The sequence below is a fragment of the Dolichospermum sp. UHCC 0315A genome, assembly GCF_008121535.1.
In the GTDB taxonomy this organism is placed as follows: domain Bacteria; phylum Cyanobacteriota; class Cyanobacteriia; order Cyanobacteriales; family Nostocaceae; genus Dolichospermum; species Dolichospermum lemmermannii.
Genome location: NZ_CP043056.1, coordinates 891,815 through 917,556, shown reverse-complemented (window position 1 = coordinate 917,556; position 25,742 = coordinate 891,815). Strand labels below are relative to the sequence as shown.

Below are 25,742 nucleotides of genomic sequence, written 5' to 3'. Positions count from 1 at the left end.
TTTGCGACTTTGCGCGAAAAACACTAATTAAAAATTCCAGATACCCATAAAAGCACTCCCCCCGTCGCCGAAACACACATAATTCCTGTTAACCCCGCGAGGGGTTTTTTATTGATACCTGTCACCCATGCAGAAACTTTATCTGTATAGGTGATTAATCCTGCTGTATCTATAGTAGCGATCGCCCATACCCAACCAGCATGAAGTCCCCAAGCTATCCCTAAATTATGCCCATCAGCTAATCTGGCTAATACCAATACCATACCCATGAGCCATAATCCAGGCAGTTGAGGAAGAGTTTCTGTTTGTTCCCAGACCAAATGTAAGACAGCAAAAATCGAGCTAGAAATAATTGCAGCTAACCAAATTGAATAATTCTGTTCTAATTGAGTGAATATAAAGCCCCGAAATACCAGTTCTTCGATTCCCCCCACAAACAAAGCCACTAGGGAAATTGTCAATAAACTAGATGGTATTAACTTGAGATGAGATTTTTCTAAATAGCACCAACCAGCGCAAATTTGCCCAAGAAATACGATAGCTAGACTGAAAACACCCAAGCCAAAACCTAGCAATAAAGAAGCGAAAATAGAAACTTCCCCTACTAATCCATAATCAGGGAAAGAACCCAATTTCAACCATTGGAATCCCCAGAGAATGAGAGGGACTAATAAATAGAGAGATACTAATAAAGGAATTTTTTGCTCAGGTTGTAAAGATTTATGTATTTGCCAATTTAAGGTAATGGCTAAAATTGCTACCAATGGCAACCAGCAACCTATCCAAACAATAAAAAAAGCCATGACCAAAAATACTGGTGTATCTTTGAGAAACTCCAGCAAAGGATTGGCCGATAACTCTAAAAATGACAGCGCAATAGACATAAAAAACATGACTAACTTCCTGCAACAACAGATTTCTTGATTATTCATCAAGACTCTACTAGAATTTGTGACTAATGGAAGAGGCCAAAACGTTTTTTATGTCTTATGCCACTGAAATTATTTAACTACAGCTACTAATTAGCGGTAGCTTTAGGGATAAATTTTTCAGCATTAACGGAAAAACTAGCCCTGATAGGTGAAAAAATTTATTCTTCTGCGTCTGATTCATCAGCACCATCATCTGACTGGGTTAATTGTTTGTCACCTTCACCAAGTTGAATTAAGTGAATATGTTTGTAACCTAGTCTAATTTCAAATTCATCACCGGGCTTTAGGTTCATCGCTTTGGTGTAAGTTGCACCAATCACAATTTGACCATTTTGATGAACACTAACCCGGTATGTCGGTTCGCGGCCACGTCCATCTTTTGGTGCTTCTGGGCTGAGGGGAATGCCTCTAGCTGACAATAAAGCATCATAAAAGTCTGTTAAATTAACCCGAACTTGGCTATTTTTAGTAACGGTGTAATAACCACATTGCTTTGCTCTTTCCCGACGTGGTAAAGTGGAAAGTTCTTTAACTTTCGCTAGTAATGTTTTTCCAGTTAATGGGGCAGTTGCGGTTTCAGCCATTATGTTCTAATTTTCCTTAATCTCTTCAAATTGATAGCGTAGCATGGCGTTAGCCATTTAAAAATTTTCTTGTGAGTCCAGTATTGAGCAATCAGCGCAACTGGACTTCAGAAATAAACAAAACATGAGGGTGATGGGTGAATTCCTGCTGATATGGAAGCAACGAATGACTCTATCATAGTTATCTATAATAGGTTTCTAAGTCATAGTTACCACAAACATTTATTTCAGTAATTTTACTGCGCTTTTAACCATCATTGGCCATCAGAAATTAAATTATTTTCTCTTTGGGCGCTGTTGTATCGGTGTAACTTCAAGCCACCTTTACAAATCAGGTTAGTTCTACTCCAAAAAAGTCGTAGAGCCAATAAATTACAGGTTTTTCACATTCACTGCCAATCTTACTTGCTTTTGAGTTATCGGCTTGCACCTAATTCTCTTCTTTAGCTGAAGATAGCCTAGTATTTGTATGTGGTCTAACGAACATACACCCTTTTATTCTGCCAGTAGAGACATGAATTTTCCAGTCTCTACATTACGAGTAAACTTAGAAGTGTTAGCCGTGCTTATGCGGTTATTGTCTCTAATTTTGTTAGTTCGTAATTTTCTATTAAATACTAGCATGAAATAATAATAGCAAAATATTTTTTGAATTTAAAATTCACATTTCGGTTAAATTTTGATCTCACGCGCTGGAGTTGAGGAGGTAAAATGCAGTAGAGATTTTCCCAAGGCTTCATACTGTCATGAGGAGAATGTCAAGACTTTTATGAAAGTTAATCTAATTCCGACTAGCTTTCTTGGAGTGAATCAGTTAAATTATAGAGTTTCTATGGCTTCGCTACGCCAGCTATCAGTGACTAGAAACAAAAACCGGGGTGGAAAATCCCCATTATTGATCACCGTCAGATTCAAAGCTCTCGTCAGATTATCTACGTCTGTCTAGGGGAAGAATAAATTTACCACATCTATGGGGTATTTGATAGCCATGAGGAAAGATTTTCACTTGCTTTAACACTTCTATATATTTAAAGATGTAGAATTTTGATAACTAGGGCTTGACGAAAGAAGTATTAAGTGTAAAGGATTAAGGGTGAAGCCTGCGGTCAAGTCAAGCATAAGAGAAAATGTCTGTTTATACTTCATGCTTTGGACTTCATCCCTCCCTAGCTTCATGATTTTGAGGTGGGTAAGGCATAGAGAAGATTTGAACCCAAGATTTGGATTGATAATAATGGAAGTTATTTTTAAGATTACTCGACAACAAGAAAATTCTCACCCTGTTTTCAAATCCTACGTTTTGGAGGTAGAACCAGGGAATACTATCCTGGATTGTCTCAATCAGATTAAGTGGGAACAAGATGGAACTTTAGCATTTCGCAAAAATTGCCGCAATACAATTTGTGGTAGTTGTGCTGTGCGGATTAATGGGCGTTCTGCTTTGGCTTGTAAGGAAAATGTGGGGAGTGAACTGGCTAGACTGGAGAAAATATCATCATTGGCAAATCAGTCTCAGGCTACTCCAGAAATTACAGTTGCACCTTTGGGGAATATGCCTGTAATTAAAGATTTGGTTGTGGATATGAATGGTTTTTGGAATAATTTGCAGAAAGTTGCCCCTTATGTAAGTACAGCAAGTAGACAAGTTCCCGAAAGAGAGTTCTTACAAACGCCTCAAGAGCGATCGCTTCTTGATCAAACAGGCAATTGTATTATGTGTGGGGCTTGTTATTCTGAATGTAATGCTCTGGAAGTCAATCCTGACTTTGTTGGTCCCCATGCCTTAGCTAAAGCCTATCGCATGGTGGCAGATTCCCGCGATAGTAATACAGAAGAACGATTAGAAAACTATAGCGCAGGAACTCAAGGAGTTTGGGGTTGTACTCGTTGTCTATATTGTGATTCAGTTTGTCCTATGGAAGTTGCCCCATTAGAGCAAATCACCAAAATTAAACAGGAAATTCTGGAACGCAAAGAAGCGAGTGATAGTCGAGCAATTCGTCACCGTAAAGTTTTAGTAGATTTAGTCAAACAAGGTGGTTGGATTGATGAACGTCAATTTGGGATGCAAGTAGTTGGTAATTATTTCCGCGATTTACAAGGATTACTTAGTCTTGCACCTTTAGGTTTAAGAATGCTAGTCAAAGGCAAATTTCCCCTTTCCTTTGAACCATCCCAGGGTACTGAGGAAGTGCGATCACTCATCGAATCTGTACAAAATACTGATTAGTCAGTTGTTAGTAGGGGCGAAGCATTTGGAAGATAAATTATCGCTCATTGCCAAAAATAGTTCTCCAAATGCTTCGCCCGTACAGTTGTTAGTAGGGGCGAAGCATTTGGAAGATAAATTATCGCTCATTGCCAAAAATAGTTCTCCAAATGCTTCGCCCGTACAGTTGTCAGTTGCAAAAGAATATTTCTTTCCTCTGCACCTCTGACTAACTGGGATCTTGAGGAATATTCAATTTTCGCCCAAAACGGTCATAAACTAAAATATCCCATTGTCCATTATTGCTATATTCAAACGCAATTCTACTACCATCAGCACTAATAGTAGGATTGCGGACTTCTCCTTGGATATCACCAGCTAAATTTCGTAATTGACGCACATCTCGATCATAAAAAACAATTTGTGTTCGTCCTTGACGACTAGCAGCAAAAACAATGAATTTACCATTATCAGATGATGCAGGATGGGAAGCAATCGTATCAAAAGAATTTAAACCTGGTAAATCCACCAAATTCCGAGTCACCGTATCAAACATATATACATCTTGACTGCCTCGGCGATCGCTCGTAAACACCATATATCTTCCCGAAATTTGCGGATTTAACTCCGATGAAAAACTATTAAGACTCCTACCCCCAGAATCAAATGGGTAACTGAGTAAACGCGGATAGCCAAAACACCCAGTTAATAGAGTTGAGCATAAAATTAAAATAATTGATAATTTATAATTCATTTAAAGATGAGGGAACAGGGAGAAGTTTTTTAATTTTTAATTTTTAATTTTTAATTGGTACTGTTGCACCATTAGGAATATCTAACTCAATAGTTGGACCCCTATCGAGAACTTCAATATCCCATTGTCCACGACCAGCAGATTCAAACGCAACATAACGCCCGTCAGGACTAATAGTAGGATTTCTCACCCAACCACGAAAGGTGGGAGTCAGAATTTGTGAATTTTGCGAAGCCCGATCATAGAGTGCTACAACTGGTCTACCTTGATCACTGGTAATATAACAAATGTAGCGTCCTGTATAACTCAAACTAGGACTTTCCGCAATTACAGATTGTCGGTTTAAGCCCGGTGTGGGAATAAAACTTTGATTTTCTAAATCGTATACTAACAACTGCTGACGACGAGAACGATTGGAAATAAAAGCCAAAAAACGGCCATTACCACTCATTGCCGGTTGTTCTTCAGTATATCGGCTATTCAGAGAAGTTACTCCCATGGGGATATTATCAGCAGCACAAGATATTAGTAAACTTGTCAGTCCAAAAATTAGGCTCCAATAAATAGACTGTTGGAGCCAGAAGCTAGGTGTAAATGTTTTCACATTACTGTTTTCCGTCGTCCACCCCAAATGTTTTAAATATCGTCATCAAAATCGGAATTATCCGGCTCATTATTGGGCTTATTAATGGGATTGTATGGTACATAATCCGTTGGTATAGCCTCATCATCATCCTGTCTTCTGGGCGGAACTGAGTCTCTGGGAGGACGACGTTTTCTGGGTCTAGGAGTAGGAGCAACATCATCCTCTCGGCTTTCTGGGCGTTGGGGGCGATTATTACCGCTATTACTGTTATTACCGCTATTATTGCGACGTGGTGGTTTTCTTACTTCATCTTGAGAATTTGCACCTTCCCAATCATCAACTTGTCTGGGAGCAGAACCCCAATTTTCATCTGTATTACTCTCGCTGGGACGACCGACTGAACGCCCAGAATTAGGACGACGCTTTCTTTCTCCTGAATCTGGTCTTTCCCTGTTCCGTGGGTTTGGTGAACTGCGTGGAGCTTGATCTTCGTAATAGTCATCACGGGAAGAACGTTCATCTCGACTACCGCGAATTCTCGGACGTTGAGGAGCTTCTTCCTCTTCTTCATAAGGTAGCGGTTCTAAATCTGCATCCATCTCAGCTTGATAATTGCGCCGCTCAGAATAGGAATATTTCCTGCTAACCTCGCGTTCATCGTCCACAATGGGAGTATTGCGTTTAGCTTGTTGAGTAGCGATACTCCGCAGACGAATACTTTCAACCGCAAAAAATACCGTAGAACCTACCAAAAGCAACTGACCAAATTGTAAAATTGGATCAAGTCGCCATCCTTGGAAGACAAGAATAAAGCCGCATAATAAGCCAACCGCTGCAAAAAAGATGTCTTGATCTCTTGACAGTTCTGGCCGGACAGTCCTAAGAAAGTACAGTGCTGCTCCAGCTACAGCCAGGAAAATTCCCAGAATACTGGCTGAGTTCGCTCCAAAATTTACCTGAGCTAAAACACTGGCTGAGTTCAGCCCAAAATTAACCATTGGCGTTTTCCTAATATCAAATCTATATTAACGAGTTACACTTACCATCACTATTTTAACCAGTCATAATATTGTAGAAGAAGAATACTGGAGTTCAGAAGTCCAGGAGAAAGGAGAAGACAATTCTTCCCCAGTCCCCAGTCCCTAGGAATTAAAAACGTTGGATTTTATCTTTTTGGCTAATGAAAATTAGACCAATGGTAGCAGGGATAACGACAATCGCAGTCCCAAAAACCAAACTCCAAAGAAAATTTGCTAAAGAGGGTGTCATAGTTCTCAACCTTTTTTTACACAGTTTATTCTCATTTTAATCCTGGATTACTTTCTTGAAAAGTAGAACAGGATTATCTATCCAACTTGGTATCTACTTGATTGATGATCCCAAGTCAATAACTTTGTTTTTCTATTCTCACAATAAAATGACACCATTTAGTTAAAATTAAAAAAGAATGCGTTACAAAACTTAAAATTTCTCAACTTAGGTCTAAGTTGAGGATGTTCTCACAAATATTAGCTAAACAAAATGACTGGTGTTAACTTGACTACTTGGATTCTTGGCCCCTTTTTGGGAGTGATGACGTTTTTATTTATTTTCCGCATTATTCTGACTTGGTATCCCCAATTCCATCTCAACCGTTTACCTTTTAGTCTGATCGCTTGGCCGACTGAACCCTTCTTAATCCCGTTGCGGAAGTTAGTACAACCTATTGGTGGTGTAGATATTACCCCGATTATCTTAGTAGCGATTTTTAGTTTTATTCGGGAAATTTTACTAGGTCAGCAAGGGTTACTGACCATGTTATATAGGTAATGGGTAATGGGTAATGGGTAATGGGTAATGGGTAATGGGTAATGGGTAATGGGTAATGGGTAATGGGTAAGAATTTTACCAATCACCAATCACCAATCACCAATCACCAATCACCAATCACCAATCACCAATCACCAATCACCAATCACCAATCACCAATCACCAATCACCAATCACCAATCACCAATCACCAATCACCAATCACCAATCACCAATCACCAATCACCAATCACCAATCACCAATCACCAATCACCAATCACCAATCACCAATCACCAATCACCAATCACCAATCACCAATCACCAATCACCAATCACCAATCACCAATCACCAATCACCAATCACCAATCACCAATCACCAATCACCAATCACCAATCACCAATCACCAATCACCAATCACCAATCACCAATCACCAATCACCAATCACCAATCACCAATCACCAATCACCCATTACAGCATTTTCATATCCTGAACAAAACTGGTGTAAATATTACCCTGCAAAAATTGGGAGTTTTCCATAATTTTTTGATGAAAGGGAATGGTTGTCGGGACTCCAGTAATGGCACATTCTCTCAATGCGCGTTTCATGCGGGTAATTGCTGTAGCTCGGTCTGGTCCCCAGACAATTAATTTGCCAATCAGGGAGTCGTAATAAGGGGGAATGTTGTAATCCGTGTATACGTGGGAATCAATCCGCACTCCTGGTCCTCCAGGTGGCAGATAACCAGTAATTTTACCGGGGGCTGGGCGAAAATCATGATCTGGATCTTCGGCATTAATGCGACATTCAATAGAATGTCCTCGAAGAACCACTTCTTTTTGTGTCAGCTTTAGTCTTTCCCCTTGAGCAATGCGAATTTGTTCAACTACTAAATCTATACCAGTAATCATCTCTGTAACTGGATGCTCAACTTGGATGCGGGTATTCATTTCCATGAAATAGAATTTACCGAATTTGTCTAGAAGAAATTCGATAGTTCCAGCACCGCTGTAGTTAATAGACTGGGCAGCTTTAACGGCAGCTTTTCCCATTTTTTGCCGTAAATCTGGATCAAGAGCCGGACTAGGGGCTTCTTCTAGGAGTTTTTGGTTACGACGCTGAATTGAACAATCTCTTTCACCTAAATGGATCACGTTGCCGTAATTATCCGCTAAAATCTGAAATTCAATGTGCCGGGGACGTTCAATAAATTTTTCTATATAAACGCCTGAATTACCAAAAGCTGCTCCTGCTTCCCCTTGAGCCGCGAGGAATAGTCTCACAAATTCATCTTCGGAACGGACAAGCCGCATTCCTCTACCACCACCACCGGCGGTAGCTTTAACCATTACAGGATAACCAATTTTTTGAGCGATCGCTAATCCTTCTGCTTCTGATTCTACTAACCCTTCACTACCGGGAACTGTGGGAACACCAGCTTTTTGCATAGTTTCTTTAGCGGTGGACTTATCCCCCATCAGCCTGATAGATTCGGGTGTAGGTCCAATAAAAGCGATATGATGATCTGCACAAATTTCAGCAAATCTGGCATTCTCTGATAAAAAACCATACCCAGGATGAATGGCACCGGCATTGCGCGTTAATGCCGCAGCAATAATATTGGGAATATTCAAATAACTTTTACTGCTGGCAGGTTCACCAATACAAACGGCTTCATCTGCAAGTTGGACGTGCAGCGCGTTTCTGTCAACAGTGGAGTGAACAGCAACTGTGGCAATTCCCATTTCTTCACAGGCACGGAGAATGCGAAGGGCTATTTCTCCTCGATTGGCAATTAATATTTTATCAAATTTCATTTTCGAGTTGCGATATCAGTACCAGTAGATTGACATTTTCTCCTATCCTGTTGACATAAAGCGGTTGCATTACTGCAAATCGTGACAGGAGATTCCCAAACCTCATTCTTAGCAGACTATTGGATTATCTGGCATCTTTGCTAGACCTCTTAATATGACTTGTGCTGTAACTATATTTCTGTTAGTCTCATACCCATTCAAAAAATATTTGGGAAATATTGGAAAAATATTGTATTTGAGAGATTTTTTTATGTTATACTCTAATCTGTGTTCAAAACCGCGCGGATGTGGCGGAATTGGTATACGCGCACGCTTGAGGTGCGTGTGGGCATAGCCCTTGCGAGTTCGAGTCTCGCCATCCGCATTTTTGAATGTAAATAACCCGCTGTTATGTCAGAAACATGATTATAGCAGCGGGTTTACATTTTTTAATAAAAATCCATATTTTTGATTCTTTGCCAGCTTCTTTAGTGATCCTGGTTTTTGTGCTATTGATAGAAATATATATAAACTTTTGTAAAGAACATTGACTACTACTTTTAATCCCACGAATGATCTAATCCTACCGAGTGCTTGGCATTGTCTAACTCCCATTTGGCAAGGTGGGGAGGAAGCTATTAAACGCGGTTTACCTCACAGTCAGTTAGCACCAACTTGGCAATTATTGCTTTTGGGTGATGGTTCTCCGACTCGACACGTCCAACTACTGACGGGTGAACCAACGGAGGTAGATGTAATTGATATGTCAGCAATTGGCATGAATACTGATAATGCACCAGCTATGATGCAGATGCTACCAGGTCCAAGAGTGCGCCGACAGGTTTGGGTGCGAACTGCTTCCGGTCAGCGGTTATATTATGCTGCTTCTTGGTGGGAAGCAAGTCATGTAGATGAGTATTTACAAAACAAGTCTTTGCCGATTTGGGCAAGTTTAGCGCGGTTACGAACTGAGTTGTATAGAGATGTTCAAGGTATTTATTATGGTAACTCAAAAGCGTTAGAGTCGGGTTTTCAGGAACAAGGACCTTTTTGGGGTCGCCATTATTTGTTTTGGCATCATGGACAACCGCTAACTTTGATTTATGAGGTTTTTTCGCCTTTTTTAACTAAATATTTAGGCGCTATGAATTATGAAAGTTAATCCTCTCAATTACTAATCCCCAAAACCAGAGAAAGGTTACATCTACAGCAGTTGCGGAAACTAATAGACTTTTAATGTTTCACCATCAAAAATAATACCAAGACGATAATCACCTATGCGAATCCGATAAGCATTATCATATCCCTGAAGTTTTTTGATATTTGTGATTTCTGCAAAATTTGATATTTCGATTATTTCTTCAAAAGCAAATTTCTTAATAGACTCATAGTAAGGTGTACTTTTGAGCGCTTTTAAATCTTTGATAAAACTTGGTAGATACTGGGTATTCACTCTTTTTCTAATTCCGCTAAAGCTTCATTTAAATGTAATGGTGTCTCATTTTCTACTTCTTTCATGGCTAGAATAAGTCCTTCATCTTCTATAGCTTCTAGCAACCTTAGATAGTCGTGAAAATCCATGACTACTTTTTTGATATTACCTTCAATATCAGTAATCAATTCTTGAGCGAATGGATATTGATTAGTTTGCATTTTGTTTATATAGGATTAGTATTTTACTATTTACATTTAATGTAGCATATTTTTATCAAGCTGAATTTGGGTCGTTCTTTTATTCCTGATAATTACGATAACGGTTACTTTAGTGTTAATTCAACTTTGATAAAATGTTTTTAGCATTCACTAAACTAATTACTTTATCTTCACTACTCTTTTATGCCACTAATTCTTCCTTTTATACTTCAGACAGTCCTACCTGTCCTCAGTACCATTTTTGCCCTTTTAGTTCCTGTATTGTCTGCTGTTCTAAGTTTTACCATCACTCGTATCCCCAAAATTCTTTCCTATATTCGACTCATTCTCATTTTATATTCAGATATTGATTCATCTGCTAGAGAATTTGTGGCTATAATATATCATCTCAATAAATTATAGTGCCAACATGATCAATAATCAACCTATTTGCATTTCCCTATTTACAGGTGCTTATGGCTTAGATTTAGGACTAGAACAAGCAGGATTTCATACTGTTAGTGTAGTTGAAAAAGATAAAGATGCAGTCAAAACAATTGCTCTGAATAGACCTTATCTCCAAGAAAGTGCTATTCCCAGAGAATTAGAAAAAGTTACTTCCCAAGAATTACTAGAAGAAGGCGGAAGAGTTTTAAATTTAGGTCGTGCTTTACTTCCAGGAGAAATAGATTTAGTCACGGGTGGTCCCCCTTGTCAGCCATTTAGTACCGCAGGAAAACGGGGTTCAGTTATGGACCCACGCGGGAGTTTATTTATGGATTTTATCCGCATTGTCAAAGAAGTCCAACCCCGATTTTTTTTAATGGAAAATGTCAGAGGTTTACTTTCTGCTTCTTTGCGTCATCGTCCTATTAATCAAAGAGGAAAAGATTACCCAGCTTTAGAACTTGATGAAATGAATGGTGCAGCTTTAAAAGTCGTTTTATCAGAAATGAAGGAATTAGGATATAACGTAGTTTATAACCTTTTAGAAGCAGCAGATTATGGTGTTCCCCAAAATAGATCCCGTGTAGTTTTTATTGGTTCTAGAGATGGTGAAACTGCTACATTTCCTCTGGCTAAATATAGTAAAGATGGTAAATTTTTACCAAAATGGAAAACTTTGAAAGATGCGTTAACAGATTTTGTGGATATTCCACCAGAATTTATTAGTTATTCAGAAAATCGGCTCAAGTTTTTAAGATTATTAGAAGCAGGTCAAAATTGGCGAAATTTACCCGAAGAATTACAAAGAGAAGCAATGGGAGGTGCTTATAATTCTGGTGGGGGAAAAGTTGGTTTTTACAGAAGACTATCTTGGGATAAACCTTCACCAACTATCACAACCAGTCCTCAACAAAAAGCTACAGATATGTGTCACCCTGTAGAACTTCGTCCTTTAACTGTGCGCGAGTCTGCTAAAATTCAAACTTTTCCTGATGATTGGATTTTTCATGGTTCGATAAGTTCTAAATATAAACAAATTGGTAATGCAGTTCCGGTGTTACTTGCGAAAGAACTTGGTGAATATCTGATTAATTCAATGCAGGGAAATCAACCAAAAGGGAAAGAAGTTACTGAACAACTCTCTCTATTTTCTTTAGCGAATTTACTTTGCAGCTAACTCAGCCAATTTATGATCATATTCAAGATGAATCATATCCCCAAATTCTTTACCAGCTATGGGAGGAATTTTATAATTGTCATATCCATCACAAGCTATACTAGAATTTAATCCCTTATTTGTGTTTCCTATGGTTGTAAGCGTTTCTACCACCAAAATCACTTGGGAACTCTTACCCGAAGACTTCGTTTTAGACGATGAACCTGTGGATAATGTCAATCAACCCAGTCTAGCAGCAGCACTCACGGAAAGCCTAGAACTCGCTGGCAAACTTCCAGAAACTGCTCTTGCTACCACCAATTACGGCATCTGTGCCACCGTAAATGGTAAATTTGTCATCAAAGCCCCTGACTGGGCTTACGTGCCGCAAATTACAGTGTCTAGAGAACAAATTCAACGCAGTTACACCCCCCATAAACAGGGACAAATTCCTGCGGTGGTCATGGAATTTCTATCTGATAGCGATGGTAGTGAATATTCTAATAAACACACTTATCCCCCCGGAAAATGGTTTTATTATGAACAAGTTTTACAAGTTCCTAACTACATCATTTTTCAACCAGATATCGGTGAATTAGAAATATATCACTTGTATGAAAATGGACACTATAAATTACGATCTCCAGATGAAAATAACCGTTACTGGTTAACTGAAATGGAATTATTTATTGGTGTTTGGCAAGGAAAACGCGAAAACCGTCAAGGTTACTGGTTACGTTGGTGGGATCAAGATGGTAATTTGCTATTTTGGGGTTCTGAGTTAGTGCAGCAAGAACGACTTGCTAAGGAACAAGAACGACTTGCTAAGGAAACTGCCCAACAAGAAGCGAATCAAGAACGACTTGCAAAAGAATCTGCCTTAAAACGCTTGGAAGAGTTAGAAAAACGCCTTCGAGATGCAGGTATTTCCGACTAACTTCCATTGACATCCCCGACTTCTTCAAGAAGTTGGGCGATCAAAGATCCCCAACTTGTACAATATAAAGATAGATTGTTGCGAATTGTATAGTTAAGGATTATAGCTGTTATGGCTGCTGCCGTTTTCATCGAAAATCTCAAAAAAAGCTACGGTAATGTAGTTGCAGTTCAGGATGTTTCCTTTCAAGTCCAACCTGGAGAAATATTTGGTTTACTAGGACCCAATGGGGCTGGAAAAACAACCACTCTCCGGGCTTTGTGTACCCTGACAACCCCTGATGCTGGCAAAATTGAAGTTTCCGGCATTTCGGTCTTAGATCACCCCAAATTAGCCCGACAAAAGCTAGGTTATGTCGCCCAGGAAGTAGCTTTAGATAAAGTCCTCACTGGCCGGGAGTTACTACAATTACAAGCCGCACTTTATCATCTTCCCGGTGCGCTGATTAAACAGCGAATTAACACTATTTTGGATTTACTGGGTTTACAAGAATACGCAGATAAAAAAACCGGCACTTATTCCGGTGGTTTACGTAAGCGGCTAGATTTGGCTGCGGGTTTACTCCACGCGCCGGATGTTTTAGTATTAGATGAACCCACCGTAGGCTTAGATATTGAAAGCCGGGTGATAGTCTGGGATTTCCTGCGTCAATTGCGGGCTGCGGGAACTACCGTTGTGATTACCAGCCATTATTTAGAAGAAGTGGACGCTTTAGCTGATAGATTGGCAATTATAGATAGAGGTTTGGTTATTGCTAATGGTACACCATCTCAGTTAAAAGATCAGGTAGGTGGCGATCGCATCACTTTAAGAATCCGCGAATTTTCCCCCAGTGAAGAAGCCGAAACCGCAAAAAATCTTTTAGCGGCTTTACCTTTTGTCCAAGAAATCATCATCAACAGCGCCCAAGGTAACTCCCTAAATTTAGTAGTCACCCCCCAAAATGACGTTTTAATCACGATTCAACAGGCTTTAAATAATGCCAGTTTACCAATTTTTGGCATCGCCCAATCTCGTCCTAGTTTAGATGATGTCTACCTAGCTGCCACCGGGAAAACCTTAATGGATGCTGAATTAGCCGCTGTAGCCAATCGTGATCCTAAAGCTGAAAAGAAGCAAAATATGAGATAGAGGGAACAGGGATTTTCTCGTTCCCATACTCTGTATGGGAATGAATTCCAGAAGGCTCTGTCTTCCATATTTAGACGAAAAAGCCAAACAGCTAAATGCTAATTTTGAAGCAAGTGAGGTTATCGGCATCTGGTTTGTCATAGTCCTGAATTTGAGAAAGTTTGCCTAAAATTAACTCTTCCTTATTCAAAACTTAACTTTTTTGTTGTTCACTAAGATTAAATTCACTTTTTGCTGCAACATTAAAACTCCCCCCAACCACCTTGAAGTGAAAAGGCTTGGGGGATTATTTGTTAAAATATCCTAAACTTAGGAATAAATCCTTTGACCAGCAAAAATCCCCAACAATTAAGTAATATTAGTTACTCTCGCGTTATCCATCTCAGCCATCGAATTGATACAAATATACCCACATGGACTGGTGATCCTTCCGTAGAATTTACCAGTGTTGCAAAAATTCAAGATGATGGTTATTACTTAGGACGCTTTGCATTGGGAGAACATAGCGCTACTCATATTAATGCCCCCAATAGTTTCTATCCAAACGGTGCAAGTATTGACCAATATCCAGCATCATCATTAATATTACCTGCTATAGTTATCAATATTTGCGAACAAGCGGCAGTGAATGCTGATTATGTCTTGACTATTAGCGATATCCACACTTGGGAAACTGAATTTGGGGAAATTCCCCCAGGTAGTTTAGTGATACTATATACTGGTTGGCAAGAAAAATGGTTAAATCAAAAAGCGTTTTTTAACCAAGATAAATATGGCAAAATGCACTTTCCCGGTTTTAGCTATGATGTAACTGAGTTTTTAATTACACATAAGCAAATTACCGGAGTGGGCATTGATACTCACGGTGTAGATTCTGGGCAGGATACCAATTTTACTATTAATCGTTTGCTGCTGGAGCGATCGCTAATTGTGATCGAAAATCTCACCAATTTAGATCAGTTACCACCCCAAGGTACTACCTTAATCATTGGGATTCTTAGGTTGAGCGGAGGTTCTGGTTCTCCCGCTGGGATAATAGCATTATTTTAAATTTCTATGCACTTCTGAACAAATAAAGGGGATCTAAAAATAGATCCCCTTTATTGTTTCTAACATAATGCAACTTACAGCGGTTTCCGCTCTTATGAGGTACAAAGTTGAATCATGAAACTCTTGTAGTGCGGGCATCTTGCCCGCTAGATATGTACCTCATAACACCGGGAAGTGCTATATTACTAATTTTTAGCAATACTGCAAGTTAGATTTTGAACTGATTGAGAATTATTGAATGGGAAGTTGCTATTTTTTTAGTCAAGAGTAGAAATTTGATAAATCACACAACTACCCTTGCAACTAACTTTAGCTTGAGAACTAGAGGCTTGAGACTTTGAATTTTAGACTCTTGCCAGCAGTTTTAGATTTCACCATTAACCTGCATTTGATGAACTTGATCTGCCAATTCTTGACAATTTTGGTCATCTAACTTATCAATTGCCAACATTCCCATGAGAATAACTTCTTTTAAAGTTAAGCGAGTTGAATGTGCCTGTTTTTGCACAATCTCCTTAATGATGGGAGATACACCGATTGCTGTACTAGCTCTAGCCACGTTATAAAAGGAAACATTAAAGACTTCGGATAAATCTTAGCACTTTTTGCAAGGTTATTCTACATCCCCGGAATTGATCTACTTTGGTTTCGATAAATCTTTATATGTCTAATCCAGACTATAAATAGCAAACAGACTCAATAATTCTGCAAATCTAACTTTTAAACTACGAGCATAACCCTTATGTAGCAAGCATTTCACAGCTTACTTACTTTGCTGCACATAGTCATGTTACTACAATCACGCAATAAAATTACGTATTTTTTATTTGTGTTAATAGTAAAATATTTTCATAAGTAGGTATAAATAAACATATTTATGGAAAAAAAATAATATGCTATTTTAACCTTATCCAGTAGACTTTCTAGCGTTTTACTTCTATTTTTTTATGAACAAAAATTGATGCTGATATAATTATTTATTAATTTTCCTTACAACTTACATCACAAACCATTCATAATTGTCATCTACCAAAAGTATGAGACTCAAAATTTAGTGGCTCATCAAGGGATAAGACATTGAAAAATGATGTTACAAAGGAATATGCAAAAAGCTGTAAAGCTTATACAGCAAGCTGTGTAAATTCAATAATCCCAAATTTTAGTGTTGATTAATCCTGACGGGAGAATATTTTTAACGATTAATAGGATTTAATAGCGTTGTATTGCTTAATAATATTAAATATTGTGAACTAGCAAAATAGACAGAAATCGAAATCTTCCTGAATTCACTTAGTTAACGCTGTCATCAGAAAAAGTAGTGAATACGCACAAGGAACAAAACAACGATAAGTTAAATTACGTATATTAATGGTAACTTGCATTCTGAATTAACTACAGATGGATTACATTTATCCCTAGCAGGATATCAAGTGTGGCAATTTGCACTTGAGCAAATAGAATATAGAGTTGGTCAAATTTACATTGATATATGCAAATTGAATGTATATTTAAATTGCTAGTTGGAAAAAGGCAAGAGGTAAAAGGGAAGAGAGAATAGGCAAAAAGGCAAAAGTAGTTACCAATTACCTTTTTCCCTGCCTAAAATTAGATAACTAGCAACTTGGGTTATGTTATTTCACAGGTCAGGGTGTAAGAGCTATCACTAAATATCAAATGGTAGATCGGATAAATGATATCGCTTGGCAAGCTCATCAGGGTAGCGTTGCGGCAATTATTCAAGTCTTGAATGAAAGGCTAGTTATGTCTAGTGTCAGAACTAGAGCAGTTTTTGTGAATGGTGTTTTACAACTTTTGTGCGAAGCAGCTACGGTAGAGCAACTGGAGCAATCTACCTTAGTGCCAAAAATTCAACAAATTTTGGACTCGCTTGCACCACGTCACATTCGCCGAGTTAACATCAATAGTCGCATTGTTAAAGAAGAACAATTGCTGTGGTTAGAGGAAATTCACCGTGATACTGATAACCAATTATTATGGTCACAGGAAATTACAGTATCCCAACCAAATTTGTTTAAGTGGTTAATTCCAGATTTAACTGAAGCTGATACCAAATCAAGAAAACCTATTTTAGCGAAACCCCAATCTTTACTTAAGAATCCAGATCAAGGGAAAATTTCGATCAAAACTTTAGTTATCGGGGTTTCTGGTTTATCTTCAGTAATTTTACTAGCTTGGCTGCTAGATTCTTGGTCAGGTAATCCGCTGAAAGATCTCTCACCATTCACAGGTTCTCAATCTTCCCAAACAGCAAACCAAAGTCCACCACAATTGTTGAATCGTCCTCCTAGCCAAAGTTTTTCTATTCCATCTGATGATCCATTTGTAGCCTCTGTGCGACTAGCTAACCAAGCTACTACGGCTGGTAAAACAGCAATAACTTCAACTCAGTGGTTGGAATTAGCTGCTAATTGGCAACGGGCTTCTGATTTAATGAGTCAGGTGTCACCTAGTCACAGCCGCTATCAAGAAGCACGGATTAGAACTAAGTTGTATAAAAAGTTTAGTGAAGCAGCCCAGAAGGCAGCGGAAAAGGGTAAATCGTAAGTTAAATTTTTAACTTCAACTACACACTCATTTCTAACATCCGTTGCATTGGTCCTAGTGCTGCTGTGCGGAGTTCTTCTGGTAAGGTAATTTCTGGGGTGCGATTTTTCATGGCTAAATACAGTTTTTCTAAAGTGTTTAGTCGCATAAATGGACATTCGTTACAGTTACAATCACTTTGCGGGGGTGCGGGAATAAAGTGTTTGTCAGGTGCTAATTTTTGCATCTGGTGAATGATTCCCGGCTCTGTAGCCACGATGAATTCCTGGCTAGGGCTGGTTTGACAATAACTAAGTAAGGCGGCTGTAGAGCCAATAAAGCTGGCGTGACGCAATACGCTGGTTTCACATTCGGGGTGGGCGATCGCTTCCGCGTGAGGATGTGTAATTTTTAACTGGACTATTTTCTTTTCCGAAAAAGTCTCATGGACAATACAGCTACCTTGCCATAACAGCATTTCCCGTCCGGTTTGTTCCATCACATACCGTCCCAAGTTCCGATCTGGGGCGAAAATAATCGGCTGTTCTTGGGGTATTTGCTGCACAATTTTCACAGCATTGGAACTGGTACAGATAATATCGCTCATGGCCTTGATTTCGGCAGAGCAATTAATATAGGAAATAACTAAATGATTTGGGTGTGCGTCTTTGAACTCCGCAAATTCTTGAGGAGGACAACTATCTGCTAAAGAACAACCTGCATTGATATCTGGTAACAACACCAATTTATCAGGGTTGAGGATTTTGGCGGTTTCGGCCATGAAGTGAACACCAGCAAAGACAATTACATCTGCTTTCGTATTGGCTGCTGCTCTAGCTAATTGTAAGGAATCACCGATAAAGTCGGCAATATCTTGAATATCGGGATCTTGATAGTAGTGGGCTAAGATCACGGCGTTGAGTTCTGTTTTCAGATCCGCAATAGCAGCAAATAAATCTAATGGGAGAGTCCCTGATTTCGGTTGAGTAAGTGTAGTTGTAAACACAATTAAAAACTGCTTTTAATTACAAATTATTACCTTGTGAATTTAATTATAGTAGTTTTTACCAAAAATAGTGAGGGATTGATCCTAGCAATTTATGTCCAAATCCGGTAGAGTTTCATAAAACCTCGCGGTAAGTGGCAAACGAGCGCGGCTTTAGCTCTGAGAGGCAAGCGACTCCGGCGATTTTAATCGTATTGGTTTTTTATAAGAGCATCCGGTAAGCGTAAAACGAGCGCGGCTTGGCTCCCTGAGATATAAGCGACACGAGGGATTTTAATCCCTGTGGTATGTTAGAATCAAATTGTGAGTAAGAACAAAAAACATCTATGTGTTCAAGCATCCTAGTACGGAGAAATCCCGGCTCCTATGAAACAACGGTTAGGTTCAAGTCCTAACGGCAGTATTGACAAGAAAGAGCGAGTAATGGCAGGGTGTGGAGCGTACCGAGTCTTGGCTTAGTCATGGATTCTGAAAACACTGAAAACAATAAAAGTAAGCGCAATTTCGACACCTTGATTGGCAGTTGTTTTGAGCGTCTAGGCGGCGTTTGGCGGTCGCAGCGAGATTGGATTGGGCTAAACCCTTCATCTAAATCTGTCCGCAAAATCTCAGTGGCTTTAGCCATGAAAGTGTCAAATCCTGGAGATATACGGCTTTTTAAAGTGGCATGACCAGTCAGAAAACTCCATCAAAACCTATCAAAATTGCTGTAATTGGCGATGTTCACGACCAATGGGAAGTGGAAGACGGCATAGCACTCAAGCACCTGGGTGTGGACTTAGTGCTGTTTGTCGGAGATTTCGGGAATGAGTCAGTGGAAGTGGTAAAAGCGATCGCTTCCCTGGATCTTCCCAAAGCAGCGGTAATGGGCAATCACGATGCCTGGTACTCGGCCACTGAATGGGGACGCAAAAAATGTCCTTATGACCGCACCAAGGAAGACTGGGTACAGGAACAATTAGATTTATTGGGATCTGCCCAAGTCGGTTATGGTAAGTTGGATTTTCCGGCTTGGAATTTAACTGTGGTGGGTGGTCGTCCTTTTACCTGGGGAGGACCGGAATGGAGATTTGCCCAAATGTGTCAAGAACGGTATGGTGTCTCTAGTTTGGAGGAGTCCGCAGATAAAATCGTCAAAGTAGTAAAAAGTGTTACTTGTGATCATATTATTTTTCTAGGACACAATGGACCGAGTGGTTTAGGCGATCGCGCTGAGGACCCTTGTGGCAAAGATTGGCATCCCATTGGCGGTGATTTTGGTGATCCTGATTTAGCGGAAGCAATTTCTCAAAGTCTCAACCTGAAGAAAACTGTTTCTTTAGTCGCTTTTGGTCATATGCACCGAACTCTGCGCCATACTAAAAAGCTGCAAAGGAAGGCTGTATTTAGAAGTCCAGAAGGAACTATTTACTTAAATGCTGCCACTGTCCCCCGGATTATTCAGCAAGATGGTGTGAAATTACGGAATTTTTCTCTAGTTTCTTTGGAGGGGGGTGTAGTAACAAAAGCTGCTCTGGTTTGGGTGGGTAAAGACTTCCAAATTGCTGCTGAAGAAGTTTTTTATGATTCTTCAGTTTCAGTAGTGCAAATTTTGTAATTATAGGTTATAATGTTATTTGTCAGTTTTTGTATTCCACAATCCTGGCAAATAATTTGGAGAGGTGGCAGAGTGGTCGATTGCGCCTGACTTGAAATCAGGTGAAGTGAAAGCTTCCGGGAGTTCGAATCTCCCCCTCTCCGTTTTTTTTGGGAAAATAGAGACGTTTGATTAAACGTCCCTACATTTCGATTTTAATTTCTGATTAGCTTGCTTGAGGCTGAAGTAAATTTTCTATGCCTTGAACAACGGTTGCTGATTCAATTTTGTCACCAGCTTTAAGTTTATCTAAGATCTCTCTACCTTCAGTCAGATAACCAAAAACAGCATAACGACCATCTAAAAGATTCCGTCCCGCTGGAGTAAGTTCTGGTTCAAACAAAAAGAAGAAAATCTGGGAAGAACCACCATTAGCTTCATTTTCTGGACGGGCCATCACTAAAGCACCAAAAGAAGAAAAAGGTAAAACCGGCATATCTAAATAACGCCCAGCTTCTTCGAGAGTAGTGCCATAGGTTGGTTCTTTTTCACCTGCGACTAAAATTTCTAAGGGAACAGCCCGGTATTTGCCAGTTTGAGGATCAATAAAACCGGCTTCCTTACCTACAGGATCTCCAGTTTGGAGAAAGTAAGATTCTTCCGAACGGGTGAATTCTAAACCATTATAAAAACCTCGTTGGACCAAATCAACAAAGTTACCAGCAGTCACAGGGGCGCTATAGCCATCTACAACTACAGTAAGATCGCCTTTATTGGTTTTAAAAGCAATCGTAGCTCGTCCCTTGAGTTGGGGTAAGTTACTGTATTCAGCCGGAACTTCAAAGGGGAATTTCGTCACCATTGATTCTTCTAACAAACTAACAAGATTCAGTAATTTAGCTCTGCCATCAAGAATGGGTTCTTTTTGTTTAGTTTTAACAAGTTCTTGCAGTTCTATGATGCCAGATTTCAATTCAGTCATCCAAGCTTGGGCTTGAGGTTGGCGTTCTTCCGGAACGCTTGCTAATATTTGGGAAGGTTTATCGAGTATCCGCAATGCCTGTTTGAGGTCATTATTAACTGCACCCCATCGTTTATTTGCCCGCAGTTGGTTAGAAATGTCTTCTAAACTAGCTTGTAGTTTACGTACAGGTTGATTATCTATCGGCAGTGCATAGCGTAACAGAGCCTTCCCGTCGGTAATTGCGTTTCCCGCTGGTAGTCCAGCGTTACTAGTGGGAGTCCACCCAGCCGTACCTGTGCCTAAAAATATTGTTAATAGCAATATTACCTTTAGGCTGTTCTTCACCCAGGACTTAAATAAGTTCAACATGAAATTTCCCTTTCTTCAGCATCAAAGTGTTGACTGGAAGTAATTCATTGATTATCTTCCCATATTGCGGGACTGGGGGGCAGAGAGGCAGGGGAAGTGGGAAGTAGGGGAAGTAGGGGAAGAAATATTAATTTTGCCTATTACCTGTTGCTTCTTTCCTGACAACTGACCACTGACAATTAACAACTAACAACTTATGGCGCGGGAAGGGTACAATAAATGCCGATTGTCTTGCAAAATTTGAAAGTTTCATGATCTCTAGTAACGACTTTCGACCTGGTGTTTCAATTGTATTAGATGGTTCGGTTTGGCGCGTGATAGATTTTCTTCACGTTAAGCCAGGCAAGGGTTCTGCCTTCGTACGGACAACATTAAAAAGTGTTCAAACTGGGAAACAGTTAGAAAAAACTTTTCGGGCTGGGGAAAGCGTTCCTCAAGCGACTTTGGAAAAAGTGACGATGCAACATACCTATAAAGAAGGCGATGAGTTTATCTTTATGGATATGGAAACTTATGAGGAAGGTAGATTAACTTCAGCACAAATTGGCGATCGCGTCAAGTACCTAAAGGAAGGTATGGAAGTTAACGTGATTCGCTGGGGCGAACAAGTTCTAGAAGTAGAACTACCTAATTCTGTAGTTTTGGAAATTGTGCAAACAGATCCTGGTGTTAAAGGTGATACTGCCACAGGTGGTACTAAACCCGCAATTCTCGAAACTGGTGCAACTATCATGGTTCCTTTGTTTATTGCCCAAGGGGAACGCATAAAAATTGATACTAGGGAAGATAAGTATTTAGGCAGGGAATAATTTTCCTATTTTTTTGATACCAACTGGGAATAGTCAGGCATAAAATCGTTCAACTGAGCGAAGTCCAAAATCTCAAGTTGGTGCTAATGATTTCAATCCCTTTTTTATAGAGGGATTAAATCCCTGCCTTAATTAGAATTTTAATTTAACAGTTAGGTGGAGGTAAAATAATTGTGACATTAGACTTTAATGAAATCCGTCAGCTATTAGTAACTATTGCCCAAACAGATATTGCGGAAGTTACTCTCAAAAATAATGAATTTGAGCTAACAGTCCGAAAAGCTGTCAGTTTTAGCAATAATGCCCAAGGAACGGTTAGTGCTGTAGGGAGTGCCAGTGTAACCCAGTTGCTATCTACAGCGTTACCAAGTTCAATCTCTGAGGGGGGTGTAATCAATAAAGTTGTTGATAATTCATTAGCACAACCTCCTCATTCTTCTTCACCAATTAATCAAAAATTGGTTGAAGTCCCATCACCAATGGTAGGGACATTTTACCGCTCCCCAGCCCCAGGAGAAGCAGCGTTCGTGGAAGTAGGCGATCGCGTTAAAGCTGGTCAAAGTGTCTGTATAATTGAAGCAATGAAGTTGATGAACGAAATTGAAGCCGAAGTCTCTGGACAGGTAATGGAAATTTTAGTTCAAAATGGCGAACCCGTAGAATATGGTCAGCCTTTAATGAGAATTAACCCTGATTAAGACAACTGTACGGGCGAAGCATTTGGAGAACTATTTTTGGCAATGACCGATAATTTATCTTCCAAATGCTTCGCTGTACGGGCGAAGCATTTGGAGAACTATTTTTGGCAATGACCGATAATTTATCTTCCAAATGCTTCGCCCCTACTAACAACTGACTAAAGCGGATAATTTTTCTGAAAACTTTCGCGGGTGAGTGGTTGTTGTAATTCCACACCTTCACCCCCTAAAACCTCTAAGGGTTTCCCATTGACTTGAATATATACTTTGGCTTTAGGGTTTAAACTAGTAGCAGTATATACAACTTGTCCCACACGCCCCATCATGGAAGTGCTACCTCCACCAGTGGTAAAGTTTGCGGATAAATTCACATGAATATCATTGTTTTCGGCTTTTAGTCCCAATAGTTGAGTCCCCTGGGGAATAGTAGTAGAATCTGTGCCTTCACCTGGACCTGCTAATAAGGTTTTAAATGCTGCCTCTAAAACTTGGTTGGGTTGGGTAGCTGCAACTTTAACAGGTTGGGGAACTAAATCCAGCCGATTTTCCTGGGATCTGAGCCAATATATACTAGCAGTCTGTTCATTACCTTGTTGGGTTGTTGATTGCTTGACTGGCTGCTTAATAGTTTGTGAAGAATTGGTAGGTGTGGGAGTATCTGGAGTCTGTCCAGAAAACCAAGCCACACCACCGCTTACTGCTATTACGGCTGCGGAAATAGCTGCTACCGCACCGGCAGAAATACCGTTAGTTCTTTGTTGGTTATTCATATATAAAACCTACTGGATTCAGAATGGAAATAGTAGTAAGATAATTAGCCTGTTTATAAAGGTTATATCTTAAATAGATGCTTTGATTTGTATATAAACTGCTATTGTTAATCACTCCCCCTTCTCACTCCAATTGTAGAGTTATCTTTTCAAGTCCGTCAGCTTTCCCTTTATCTAAATCCTATGGTTTCTGGAAAAACTTTCATCAAACCTCTGCATCCTTCCTATCTGCCCTGGAACGTGCCAGACTATCAATAGCATCCCCTAAGGCTGTGGTCAGACCTTTGCGGGTTTGAGCGTGATTTTCTTGCTCTAGTTTCAAAGCTTGTAATAAACAATCACGTTCTTGAATAACTTCTAATAATTGAGTTTGTAACTCTTCTATAGAATTAAATTGGGCAATTTGTTGCTGAATAGCTGTGGTGCTGTCAGTACCTATTTCAGTATTGACACCTAAAAATTTTTGTTCTTCAGCTTTTACAGATGCTATGGCTTCCTGGTGCATTTTCGTATCTGCACGTCGTTGCTCTGCTTCGGTATTATAAAGTTGTCGCCATTTTTGCGAACTTTCCCAAGCTTCATCTCGTTCACGCTGAAATTTCGTCATCTGTTGTGTCAGAGACTGAATTTCGGCTAACCATTTTTGTGTTAAATGGGTGGAGTTATCAATATTTTCGGTCATTATTTTAGTTAAGTGTAGTTAATAGTTCAGGAGTATGAGCAGGAGGGGAAGGAGTTGCTTTAGGAACAGTTGTTTATCAAAATACAGGCAAAATAATGTAGAATATACCCCATCTACCTATAAAAAATTATCTAATTCATGATTAAGGCACTAAAACTACCCCAAAAATTAATGCTGCTTGGTTCAGGTGAACTAGGAAAAGAATTTGTAATTGCTGCTCAACGTTTAGGCAATTATATCATTGCTGTGGACAGATATGCCGATGCTCCGGCGATGCAGGTGGCTGATTGTGCAGAAGTTATCTCTATGCTGAGTGCTGATGATTTAGAAGCAGTCGTAAATAAACATCAGCCCGATTTTATTATTCCTGAAATTGAAGCAATTAGAACTGAAAAATTACAAGAATTTGAGCAAAGAGGAATTACAGTTATTCCCACAGCAGCGGCGACTAACTACACGATGAACCGCGACAGAATTAGAGAATTAGCACATCAAGAATTAGGAATTAGAACTGCTAAATATGGTTATGCAGTTACTTTAGAAGAATTAATTATCATTTCCGAAGAAATTGGTTTTCCTAATGTTGTAAAACCTGTGATGTCATCTTCTGGAAAAGGTCAATCTGTAGTTAATGACAGCAGCGAAGTCGCAAAAGCTTGGAATTATGCTATTTCTAATTCTCGTGGTGATAGCCAAAAGGTAATTGTTGAAGAATTCATTAATTTTGAAATTGAAATTACTTTACTGACAATTAAACAATGGAACGCACCCACGATTTTTTGTGATCCCATTGGCCACCGTCAAGAAAGAGGAGATTATCAAGAATCTTGGCAACCCGCAGCTATTTCTGAAGATAAAATTTTAGCATCTCAAGAAATTGCCAAAAAAGTTACTGATGCTTTAGGTGGTGCGGGAATTTTTGGTGTTGAGTTTTTCATTACTAAAGATGAGGTGATTTTTTCGGAACTGTCTCCTCGACCTCATGATACAGGAATGGTGACATTAATTTCTCAGAATTTGAATGAATTTGAATTACATCTCCGAGCCATTTTAGGTTTACCAATTCCCCATATTGAACAGTTAGGATTTTCAGCAAGTGCGGTAATTTTAGCTTCCGAAAAGTCTGATTCTATTACTTTTACTGGTGTAGCTGAAGCTTTAGCCGAAAAAGATGTAGATATTAAGTTATTTGGTAAACCTACGGCTCATCCTTATCGTCGTATGGGTGTAGCTTTAGCAAAAGGTGGGGATATTTCCGAAGCTAGAGAAAAGGCTACAAAAGCAGCTAGTCAGGTGAAAATAAATTGATATATTTATT

The 25,742-nt window shown here is 39.4% G+C and carries 30 protein-coding genes and 2 tRNA genes; 16 read left to right on the top strand and 16 right to left on the bottom strand.

The annotated features are described in order from the left end of the window. Positions 1-23: 23 nt before the first annotated feature. Together BMF77_RS04295 and BMF77_RS04290 are read right to left on the bottom strand one after the other, a co-directional pair. Positions 24-893 carry a CPBP family intramembrane glutamic endopeptidase gene (locus BMF77_RS04295; protein WP_210422353.1) on the bottom strand — a complete coding sequence of 290 codons (870 nt, stop codon included), beginning with the start codon at positions 891-893 and terminating at the stop codon, positions 24-26. Positions 894-1,090: 197 nt separating this feature from the next. Beyond that, on the bottom strand, positions 1,091-1,516 hold the full coding sequence (locus BMF77_RS04290) for an AbrB family transcriptional regulator (protein ID WP_015081404.1): 426 nt from the start codon (positions 1,514-1,516) through the stop codon (positions 1,091-1,093). A gap of 1,234 nt (positions 1,517-2,750) precedes the next feature. Between BMF77_RS04290 and BMF77_RS04285 the strand changes: the two genes are divergently transcribed. Both BMF77_RS04285 and BMF77_RS04280 read left to right on the top strand, forming a co-directional pair. Continuing rightward, entirely contained in the window at positions 2,751-3,746 is a 996-nt protein-coding gene (locus BMF77_RS04285; protein WP_174783179.1) for a succinate dehydrogenase/fumarate reductase iron-sulfur subunit, read from the top strand. Positions 3,747-3,750: 4 nt separating this feature from the next. After that, complete coding sequence (locus BMF77_RS04280; protein WP_148760912.1) at positions 3,751-3,954, top strand: hypothetical protein; 204 nt, start codon at positions 3,751-3,753, stop codon at positions 3,952-3,954. Here the strand turns inward: BMF77_RS04280 and BMF77_RS04275 are convergent, their stop codons facing one another. From BMF77_RS04275 to psbX, 4 genes are all read right to left on the bottom strand, one after another. Next, the gene (locus BMF77_RS04275; RefSeq protein ID WP_015081407.1) at positions 3,955-4,479 is read right to left on the bottom strand and encodes a TolB family protein; all 525 of its coding nucleotides are present in this window, start codon (positions 4,477-4,479) and stop codon (positions 3,955-3,957) included. A 43-nt stretch (positions 4,480-4,522) separates the two neighbouring features. Next, positions 4,523-5,083, bottom strand: coding sequence for a TolB family protein (locus BMF77_RS04270; RefSeq protein ID WP_148760910.1), 561 nt, complete (start codon positions 5,081-5,083; stop codon positions 4,523-4,525). 32 nt (positions 5,084-5,115) lie between these two features. Then, positions 5,116-6,063, bottom strand: a complete 948-nt coding sequence (locus BMF77_RS04265; protein WP_015081409.1) for a Ycf66 family protein — start codon at positions 6,061-6,063, stop codon at positions 5,116-5,118. 151 nt (positions 6,064-6,214) lie between these two features. Continuing rightward, entirely contained in the window at positions 6,215-6,334 is a 120-nt protein-coding gene (gene psbX, locus BMF77_RS04260) for a photosystem II reaction center X protein (RefSeq protein WP_015081410.1), read from the bottom strand. Between the two features lie 252 nt (positions 6,335-6,586). Between psbX and BMF77_RS04255 the strand changes: the two genes are divergently transcribed. Beyond that, positions 6,587-6,874, top strand: a complete 288-nt coding sequence (locus tag BMF77_RS04255) for a YggT family protein (protein ID WP_015081411.1) — start codon at positions 6,587-6,589, stop codon at positions 6,872-6,874. Between the two features lie 62 nt (positions 6,875-6,936). Further along, positions 6,937-7,398, top strand: coding sequence for a hypothetical protein (locus tag BMF77_RS27665; RefSeq protein ID WP_246863062.1), 462 nt, complete (start codon positions 6,937-6,939; stop codon positions 7,396-7,398). Here the strand turns inward: BMF77_RS27665 and accC are convergent. Beyond that, the gene (accC, locus tag BMF77_RS04245) at positions 7,328-8,674 is read right to left on the bottom strand and encodes an acetyl-CoA carboxylase biotin carboxylase subunit (protein ID WP_148760908.1); all 1,347 of its coding nucleotides are present in this window, start codon (positions 8,672-8,674) and stop codon (positions 7,328-7,330) included. The genes BMF77_RS27665 and accC overlap by 71 nt on opposite strands. 281 nt (positions 8,675-8,955) lie before the next feature. Here accC and BMF77_RS04240 point away from each other — a divergent pair. Together BMF77_RS04240 and BMF77_RS04235 are read left to right on the top strand one after the other, a co-directional pair. After that, a tRNA-Leu gene (locus BMF77_RS04240) sits at positions 8,956-9,038 on the top strand. 162 nt (positions 9,039-9,200) lie between these two features. Then, entirely contained in the window at positions 9,201-9,815 is a 615-nt protein-coding gene (locus BMF77_RS04235) for a chorismate lyase (protein ID WP_148760906.1), read from the top strand. A 60-nt stretch (positions 9,816-9,875) separates the two neighbouring features. Here BMF77_RS04235 and BMF77_RS04230 read toward each other — a convergent pair whose 3' ends face one another. Further along, positions 9,876-10,106, bottom strand: coding sequence for a type II toxin-antitoxin system RelE/ParE family toxin (locus BMF77_RS04230; RefSeq protein ID WP_148760904.1), 231 nt, complete (start codon positions 10,104-10,106; stop codon positions 9,876-9,878). Beyond that, the gene (locus tag BMF77_RS04225) at positions 10,103-10,306 is read right to left on the bottom strand and encodes a hypothetical protein (RefSeq protein ID WP_148760902.1); all 204 of its coding nucleotides are present in this window, start codon (positions 10,304-10,306) and stop codon (positions 10,103-10,105) included. The genes BMF77_RS04230 and BMF77_RS04225 overlap by 4 nt, the downstream gene beginning before the upstream one ends. Before the next feature lie 409 nt (positions 10,307-10,715). Between BMF77_RS04225 and BMF77_RS04220 the strand changes: the two genes are divergently transcribed. The 4 genes from BMF77_RS04220 (at position 10,716) to BMF77_RS04205 (ending at position 15,006) form a co-directional block, all read left to right on the top strand. Beyond that, on the top strand, positions 10,716-11,909 hold the full coding sequence (locus tag BMF77_RS04220; RefSeq protein WP_148760900.1) for a DNA cytosine methyltransferase: 1,194 nt from the start codon (positions 10,716-10,718) through the stop codon (positions 11,907-11,909). Positions 11,910-12,039: 130 nt separating this feature from the next. Next, positions 12,040-12,825: a Uma2 family endonuclease gene (locus BMF77_RS04215; RefSeq protein WP_148766792.1), complete on the top strand. Its 786-nt coding sequence runs from the start codon at positions 12,040-12,042 to the stop codon at positions 12,823-12,825. Positions 12,826-12,936: 111 nt separating this feature from the next. Continuing rightward, positions 12,937-13,956 (top strand): ABC transporter ATP-binding protein, encoded by a 1,020-nt coding sequence (locus tag BMF77_RS04210; RefSeq protein ID WP_148760898.1) that lies wholly within the window; start codon positions 12,937-12,939, stop codon positions 13,954-13,956. Between the two features lie 324 nt (positions 13,957-14,280). Next, positions 14,281-15,006: a cyclase family protein gene (locus BMF77_RS04205; protein ID WP_148760896.1), complete on the top strand. Its 726-nt coding sequence runs from the start codon at positions 14,281-14,283 to the stop codon at positions 15,004-15,006. Positions 15,007-15,370: 364 nt separating this feature from the next. On the opposite strand, the gene BMF77_RS04200 is transcribed toward BMF77_RS04205, so the two are convergent. Next, the gene (locus BMF77_RS04200) at positions 15,371-15,565 is read right to left on the bottom strand and encodes a hypothetical protein (protein ID WP_015083627.1); all 195 of its coding nucleotides are present in this window, start codon (positions 15,563-15,565) and stop codon (positions 15,371-15,373) included. A 1,115-nt stretch (positions 15,566-16,680) separates the two neighbouring features. Here BMF77_RS04200 and BMF77_RS04195 point away from each other — a divergent pair. Further along, positions 16,681-17,571, top strand: a complete 891-nt coding sequence (locus BMF77_RS04195) for a hypothetical protein (protein ID WP_148760894.1) — start codon at positions 16,681-16,683, stop codon at positions 17,569-17,571. Positions 17,572-17,590: 19 nt separating this feature from the next. Here BMF77_RS04195 and nadA read toward each other — a convergent pair whose 3' ends face one another. After that, positions 17,591-18,556, bottom strand: coding sequence for a quinolinate synthase NadA (nadA, locus tag BMF77_RS04190; protein WP_148760892.1), 966 nt, complete (start codon positions 18,554-18,556; stop codon positions 17,591-17,593). A 667-nt stretch (positions 18,557-19,223) separates the two neighbouring features. Between nadA and BMF77_RS04185 the strand changes: the two genes are divergently transcribed. Together BMF77_RS04185 and BMF77_RS04180 are read left to right on the top strand one after the other, a co-directional pair. Next, complete coding sequence (locus BMF77_RS04185; protein WP_015083623.1) at positions 19,224-20,153, top strand: TIGR04168 family protein; 930 nt, start codon at positions 19,224-19,226, stop codon at positions 20,151-20,153. A gap of 58 nt (positions 20,154-20,211) precedes the next feature. Further along, positions 20,212-20,296: transfer RNA gene (locus tag BMF77_RS04180), tRNA-Ser, on the top strand. Between the two features lie 62 nt (positions 20,297-20,358). Here the strand turns inward: BMF77_RS04180 and BMF77_RS04175 are convergent. Then, on the bottom strand, positions 20,359-21,465 hold the full coding sequence (locus BMF77_RS04175; protein ID WP_148760890.1) for a peptidylprolyl isomerase: 1,107 nt from the start codon (positions 21,463-21,465) through the stop codon (positions 20,359-20,361). 127 nt (positions 21,466-21,592) lie between these two features. Further along, positions 21,593-21,718 carry a hypothetical protein gene (locus BMF77_RS28545; RefSeq protein ID WP_256370333.1) on the bottom strand — a complete coding sequence of 42 codons (126 nt, stop codon included), beginning with the start codon at positions 21,716-21,718 and terminating at the stop codon, positions 21,593-21,595. Between BMF77_RS28545 and efp the strand changes: the two genes are divergently transcribed. Then, positions 21,717-22,274, top strand: coding sequence for an elongation factor P (gene efp / locus BMF77_RS04170; RefSeq protein ID WP_015083621.1), 558 nt, complete (start codon positions 21,717-21,719; stop codon positions 22,272-22,274). The genes BMF77_RS28545 and efp overlap by 2 nt on opposite strands. A gap of 173 nt (positions 22,275-22,447) precedes the next feature. Continuing rightward, positions 22,448-22,972: an acetyl-CoA carboxylase biotin carboxyl carrier protein gene (gene accB / locus BMF77_RS04165; RefSeq protein WP_148760888.1), complete on the top strand. Its 525-nt coding sequence runs from the start codon at positions 22,448-22,450 to the stop codon at positions 22,970-22,972. Here the strand turns inward: accB and BMF77_RS26500 are convergent. The 3 genes from BMF77_RS26500 to BMF77_RS04155 form a co-directional block, all read right to left on the bottom strand. Continuing rightward, the gene (locus BMF77_RS26500) at positions 22,959-23,126 is read right to left on the bottom strand and encodes a hypothetical protein (RefSeq protein WP_168204344.1); all 168 of its coding nucleotides are present in this window, start codon (positions 23,124-23,126) and stop codon (positions 22,959-22,961) included. The two genes, accB and BMF77_RS26500, sit on opposite strands and share 14 nt — an antisense overlap. Positions 23,127-23,130: 4 nt before the next feature. Continuing rightward, positions 23,131-23,742, bottom strand: a complete 612-nt coding sequence (locus BMF77_RS04160) for a GerMN domain-containing protein (RefSeq protein ID WP_148760886.1) — start codon at positions 23,740-23,742, stop codon at positions 23,131-23,133. A gap of 205 nt (positions 23,743-23,947) precedes the next feature. Next, the gene (locus tag BMF77_RS04155) at positions 23,948-24,424 is read right to left on the bottom strand and encodes a hypothetical protein (protein ID WP_148760884.1); all 477 of its coding nucleotides are present in this window, start codon (positions 24,422-24,424) and stop codon (positions 23,948-23,950) included. 138 nt (positions 24,425-24,562) lie between these two features. Between BMF77_RS04155 and purT the strand changes: the two genes are divergently transcribed. Continuing rightward, entirely contained in the window at positions 24,563-25,732 is a 1,170-nt protein-coding gene (gene purT, locus BMF77_RS04150) for a formate-dependent phosphoribosylglycinamide formyltransferase (protein ID WP_148760882.1), read from the top strand. Positions 25,733-25,742 lie beyond the last annotated feature (10 nt).

What these genes read in the sequence shown, in the direction of transcription:
- BMF77_RS04295 (WP_210422353.1), bottom strand. Translation starts at nt 893, where the DNA reads ATGTTTTTTATGTCTATTGCGCTGTCATTTTTAGAGTTATCGGCCAAT.
- BMF77_RS04275 (WP_015081407.1), bottom strand. Translation starts at nt 4,479, where the DNA reads ATGAATTATAAATTATCAATTATTTTAATTTTATGCTCAACTCTATTA.
- accC (WP_148760908.1), bottom strand. Translation starts at nt 8,674, where the DNA reads ATGAAATTTGATAAAATATTAATTGCCAATCGAGGAGAAATAGCCCTT.
- BMF77_RS04225 (WP_148760902.1), bottom strand. Translation starts at nt 10,306, where the DNA reads ATGCAAACTAATCAATATCCATTCGCTCAAGAATTGATTACTGATATT.
- BMF77_RS04255 (WP_015081411.1), top strand. Translation starts at nt 6,587, where the DNA reads ATGACTGGTGTTAACTTGACTACTTGGATTCTTGGCCCCTTTTTGGGA.
- BMF77_RS27665 (WP_246863062.1), top strand. Translation starts at nt 6,937, where the DNA reads ATGGGTAAGAATTTTACCAATCACCAATCACCAATCACCAATCACCAA.
- BMF77_RS28545 (WP_256370333.1), bottom strand. Translation starts at nt 21,718, where the DNA reads ATGAAACTTTCAAATTTTGCAAGACAATCGGCATTTATTGTACCCTTC.
- BMF77_RS04160 (WP_148760886.1), bottom strand. Translation starts at nt 23,742, where the DNA reads ATGAATAACCAACAAAGAACTAACGGTATTTCTGCCGGTGCGGTAGCA.
- BMF77_RS04290 (WP_015081404.1), bottom strand. Translation starts at nt 1,516, where the DNA reads ATGGCTGAAACCGCAACTGCCCCATTAACTGGAAAAACATTACTAGCG.
- purT (WP_148760882.1), top strand. Translation starts at nt 24,563, where the DNA reads ATGATTAAGGCACTAAAACTACCCCAAAAATTAATGCTGCTTGGTTCA.
- efp (WP_015083621.1), top strand. Translation starts at nt 21,717, where the DNA reads ATGATCTCTAGTAACGACTTTCGACCTGGTGTTTCAATTGTATTAGAT.
- BMF77_RS04265 (WP_015081409.1), bottom strand. Translation starts at nt 6,063, where the DNA reads ATGGTTAATTTTGGGCTGAACTCAGCCAGTGTTTTAGCTCAGGTAAAT.
- BMF77_RS04285 (WP_174783179.1), top strand. Translation starts at nt 2,751, where the DNA reads ATGGAAGTTATTTTTAAGATTACTCGACAACAAGAAAATTCTCACCCT.
- BMF77_RS04210 (WP_148760898.1), top strand. Translation starts at nt 12,937, where the DNA reads ATGGCTGCTGCCGTTTTCATCGAAAATCTCAAAAAAAGCTACGGTAAT.
- BMF77_RS04195 (WP_148760894.1), top strand. Translation starts at nt 16,681, where the DNA reads ATGGTAGATCGGATAAATGATATCGCTTGGCAAGCTCATCAGGGTAGC.
- BMF77_RS04155 (WP_148760884.1), bottom strand. Translation starts at nt 24,424, where the DNA reads ATGACCGAAAATATTGATAACTCCACCCATTTAACACAAAAATGGTTA.
- BMF77_RS04220 (WP_148760900.1), top strand. Translation starts at nt 10,716, where the DNA reads ATGATCAATAATCAACCTATTTGCATTTCCCTATTTACAGGTGCTTAT.
- psbX (WP_015081410.1), bottom strand. Translation starts at nt 6,334, where the DNA reads ATGACACCCTCTTTAGCAAATTTTCTTTGGAGTTTGGTTTTTGGGACT.
- BMF77_RS04185 (WP_015083623.1), top strand. Translation starts at nt 19,224, where the DNA reads ATGACCAGTCAGAAAACTCCATCAAAACCTATCAAAATTGCTGTAATT.
- BMF77_RS04215 (WP_148766792.1), top strand. Translation starts at nt 12,040, where the DNA reads ATGGTTGTAAGCGTTTCTACCACCAAAATCACTTGGGAACTCTTACCC.
- BMF77_RS04175 (WP_148760890.1), bottom strand. Translation starts at nt 21,465, where the DNA reads ATGTTGAACTTATTTAAGTCCTGGGTGAAGAACAGCCTAAAGGTAATA.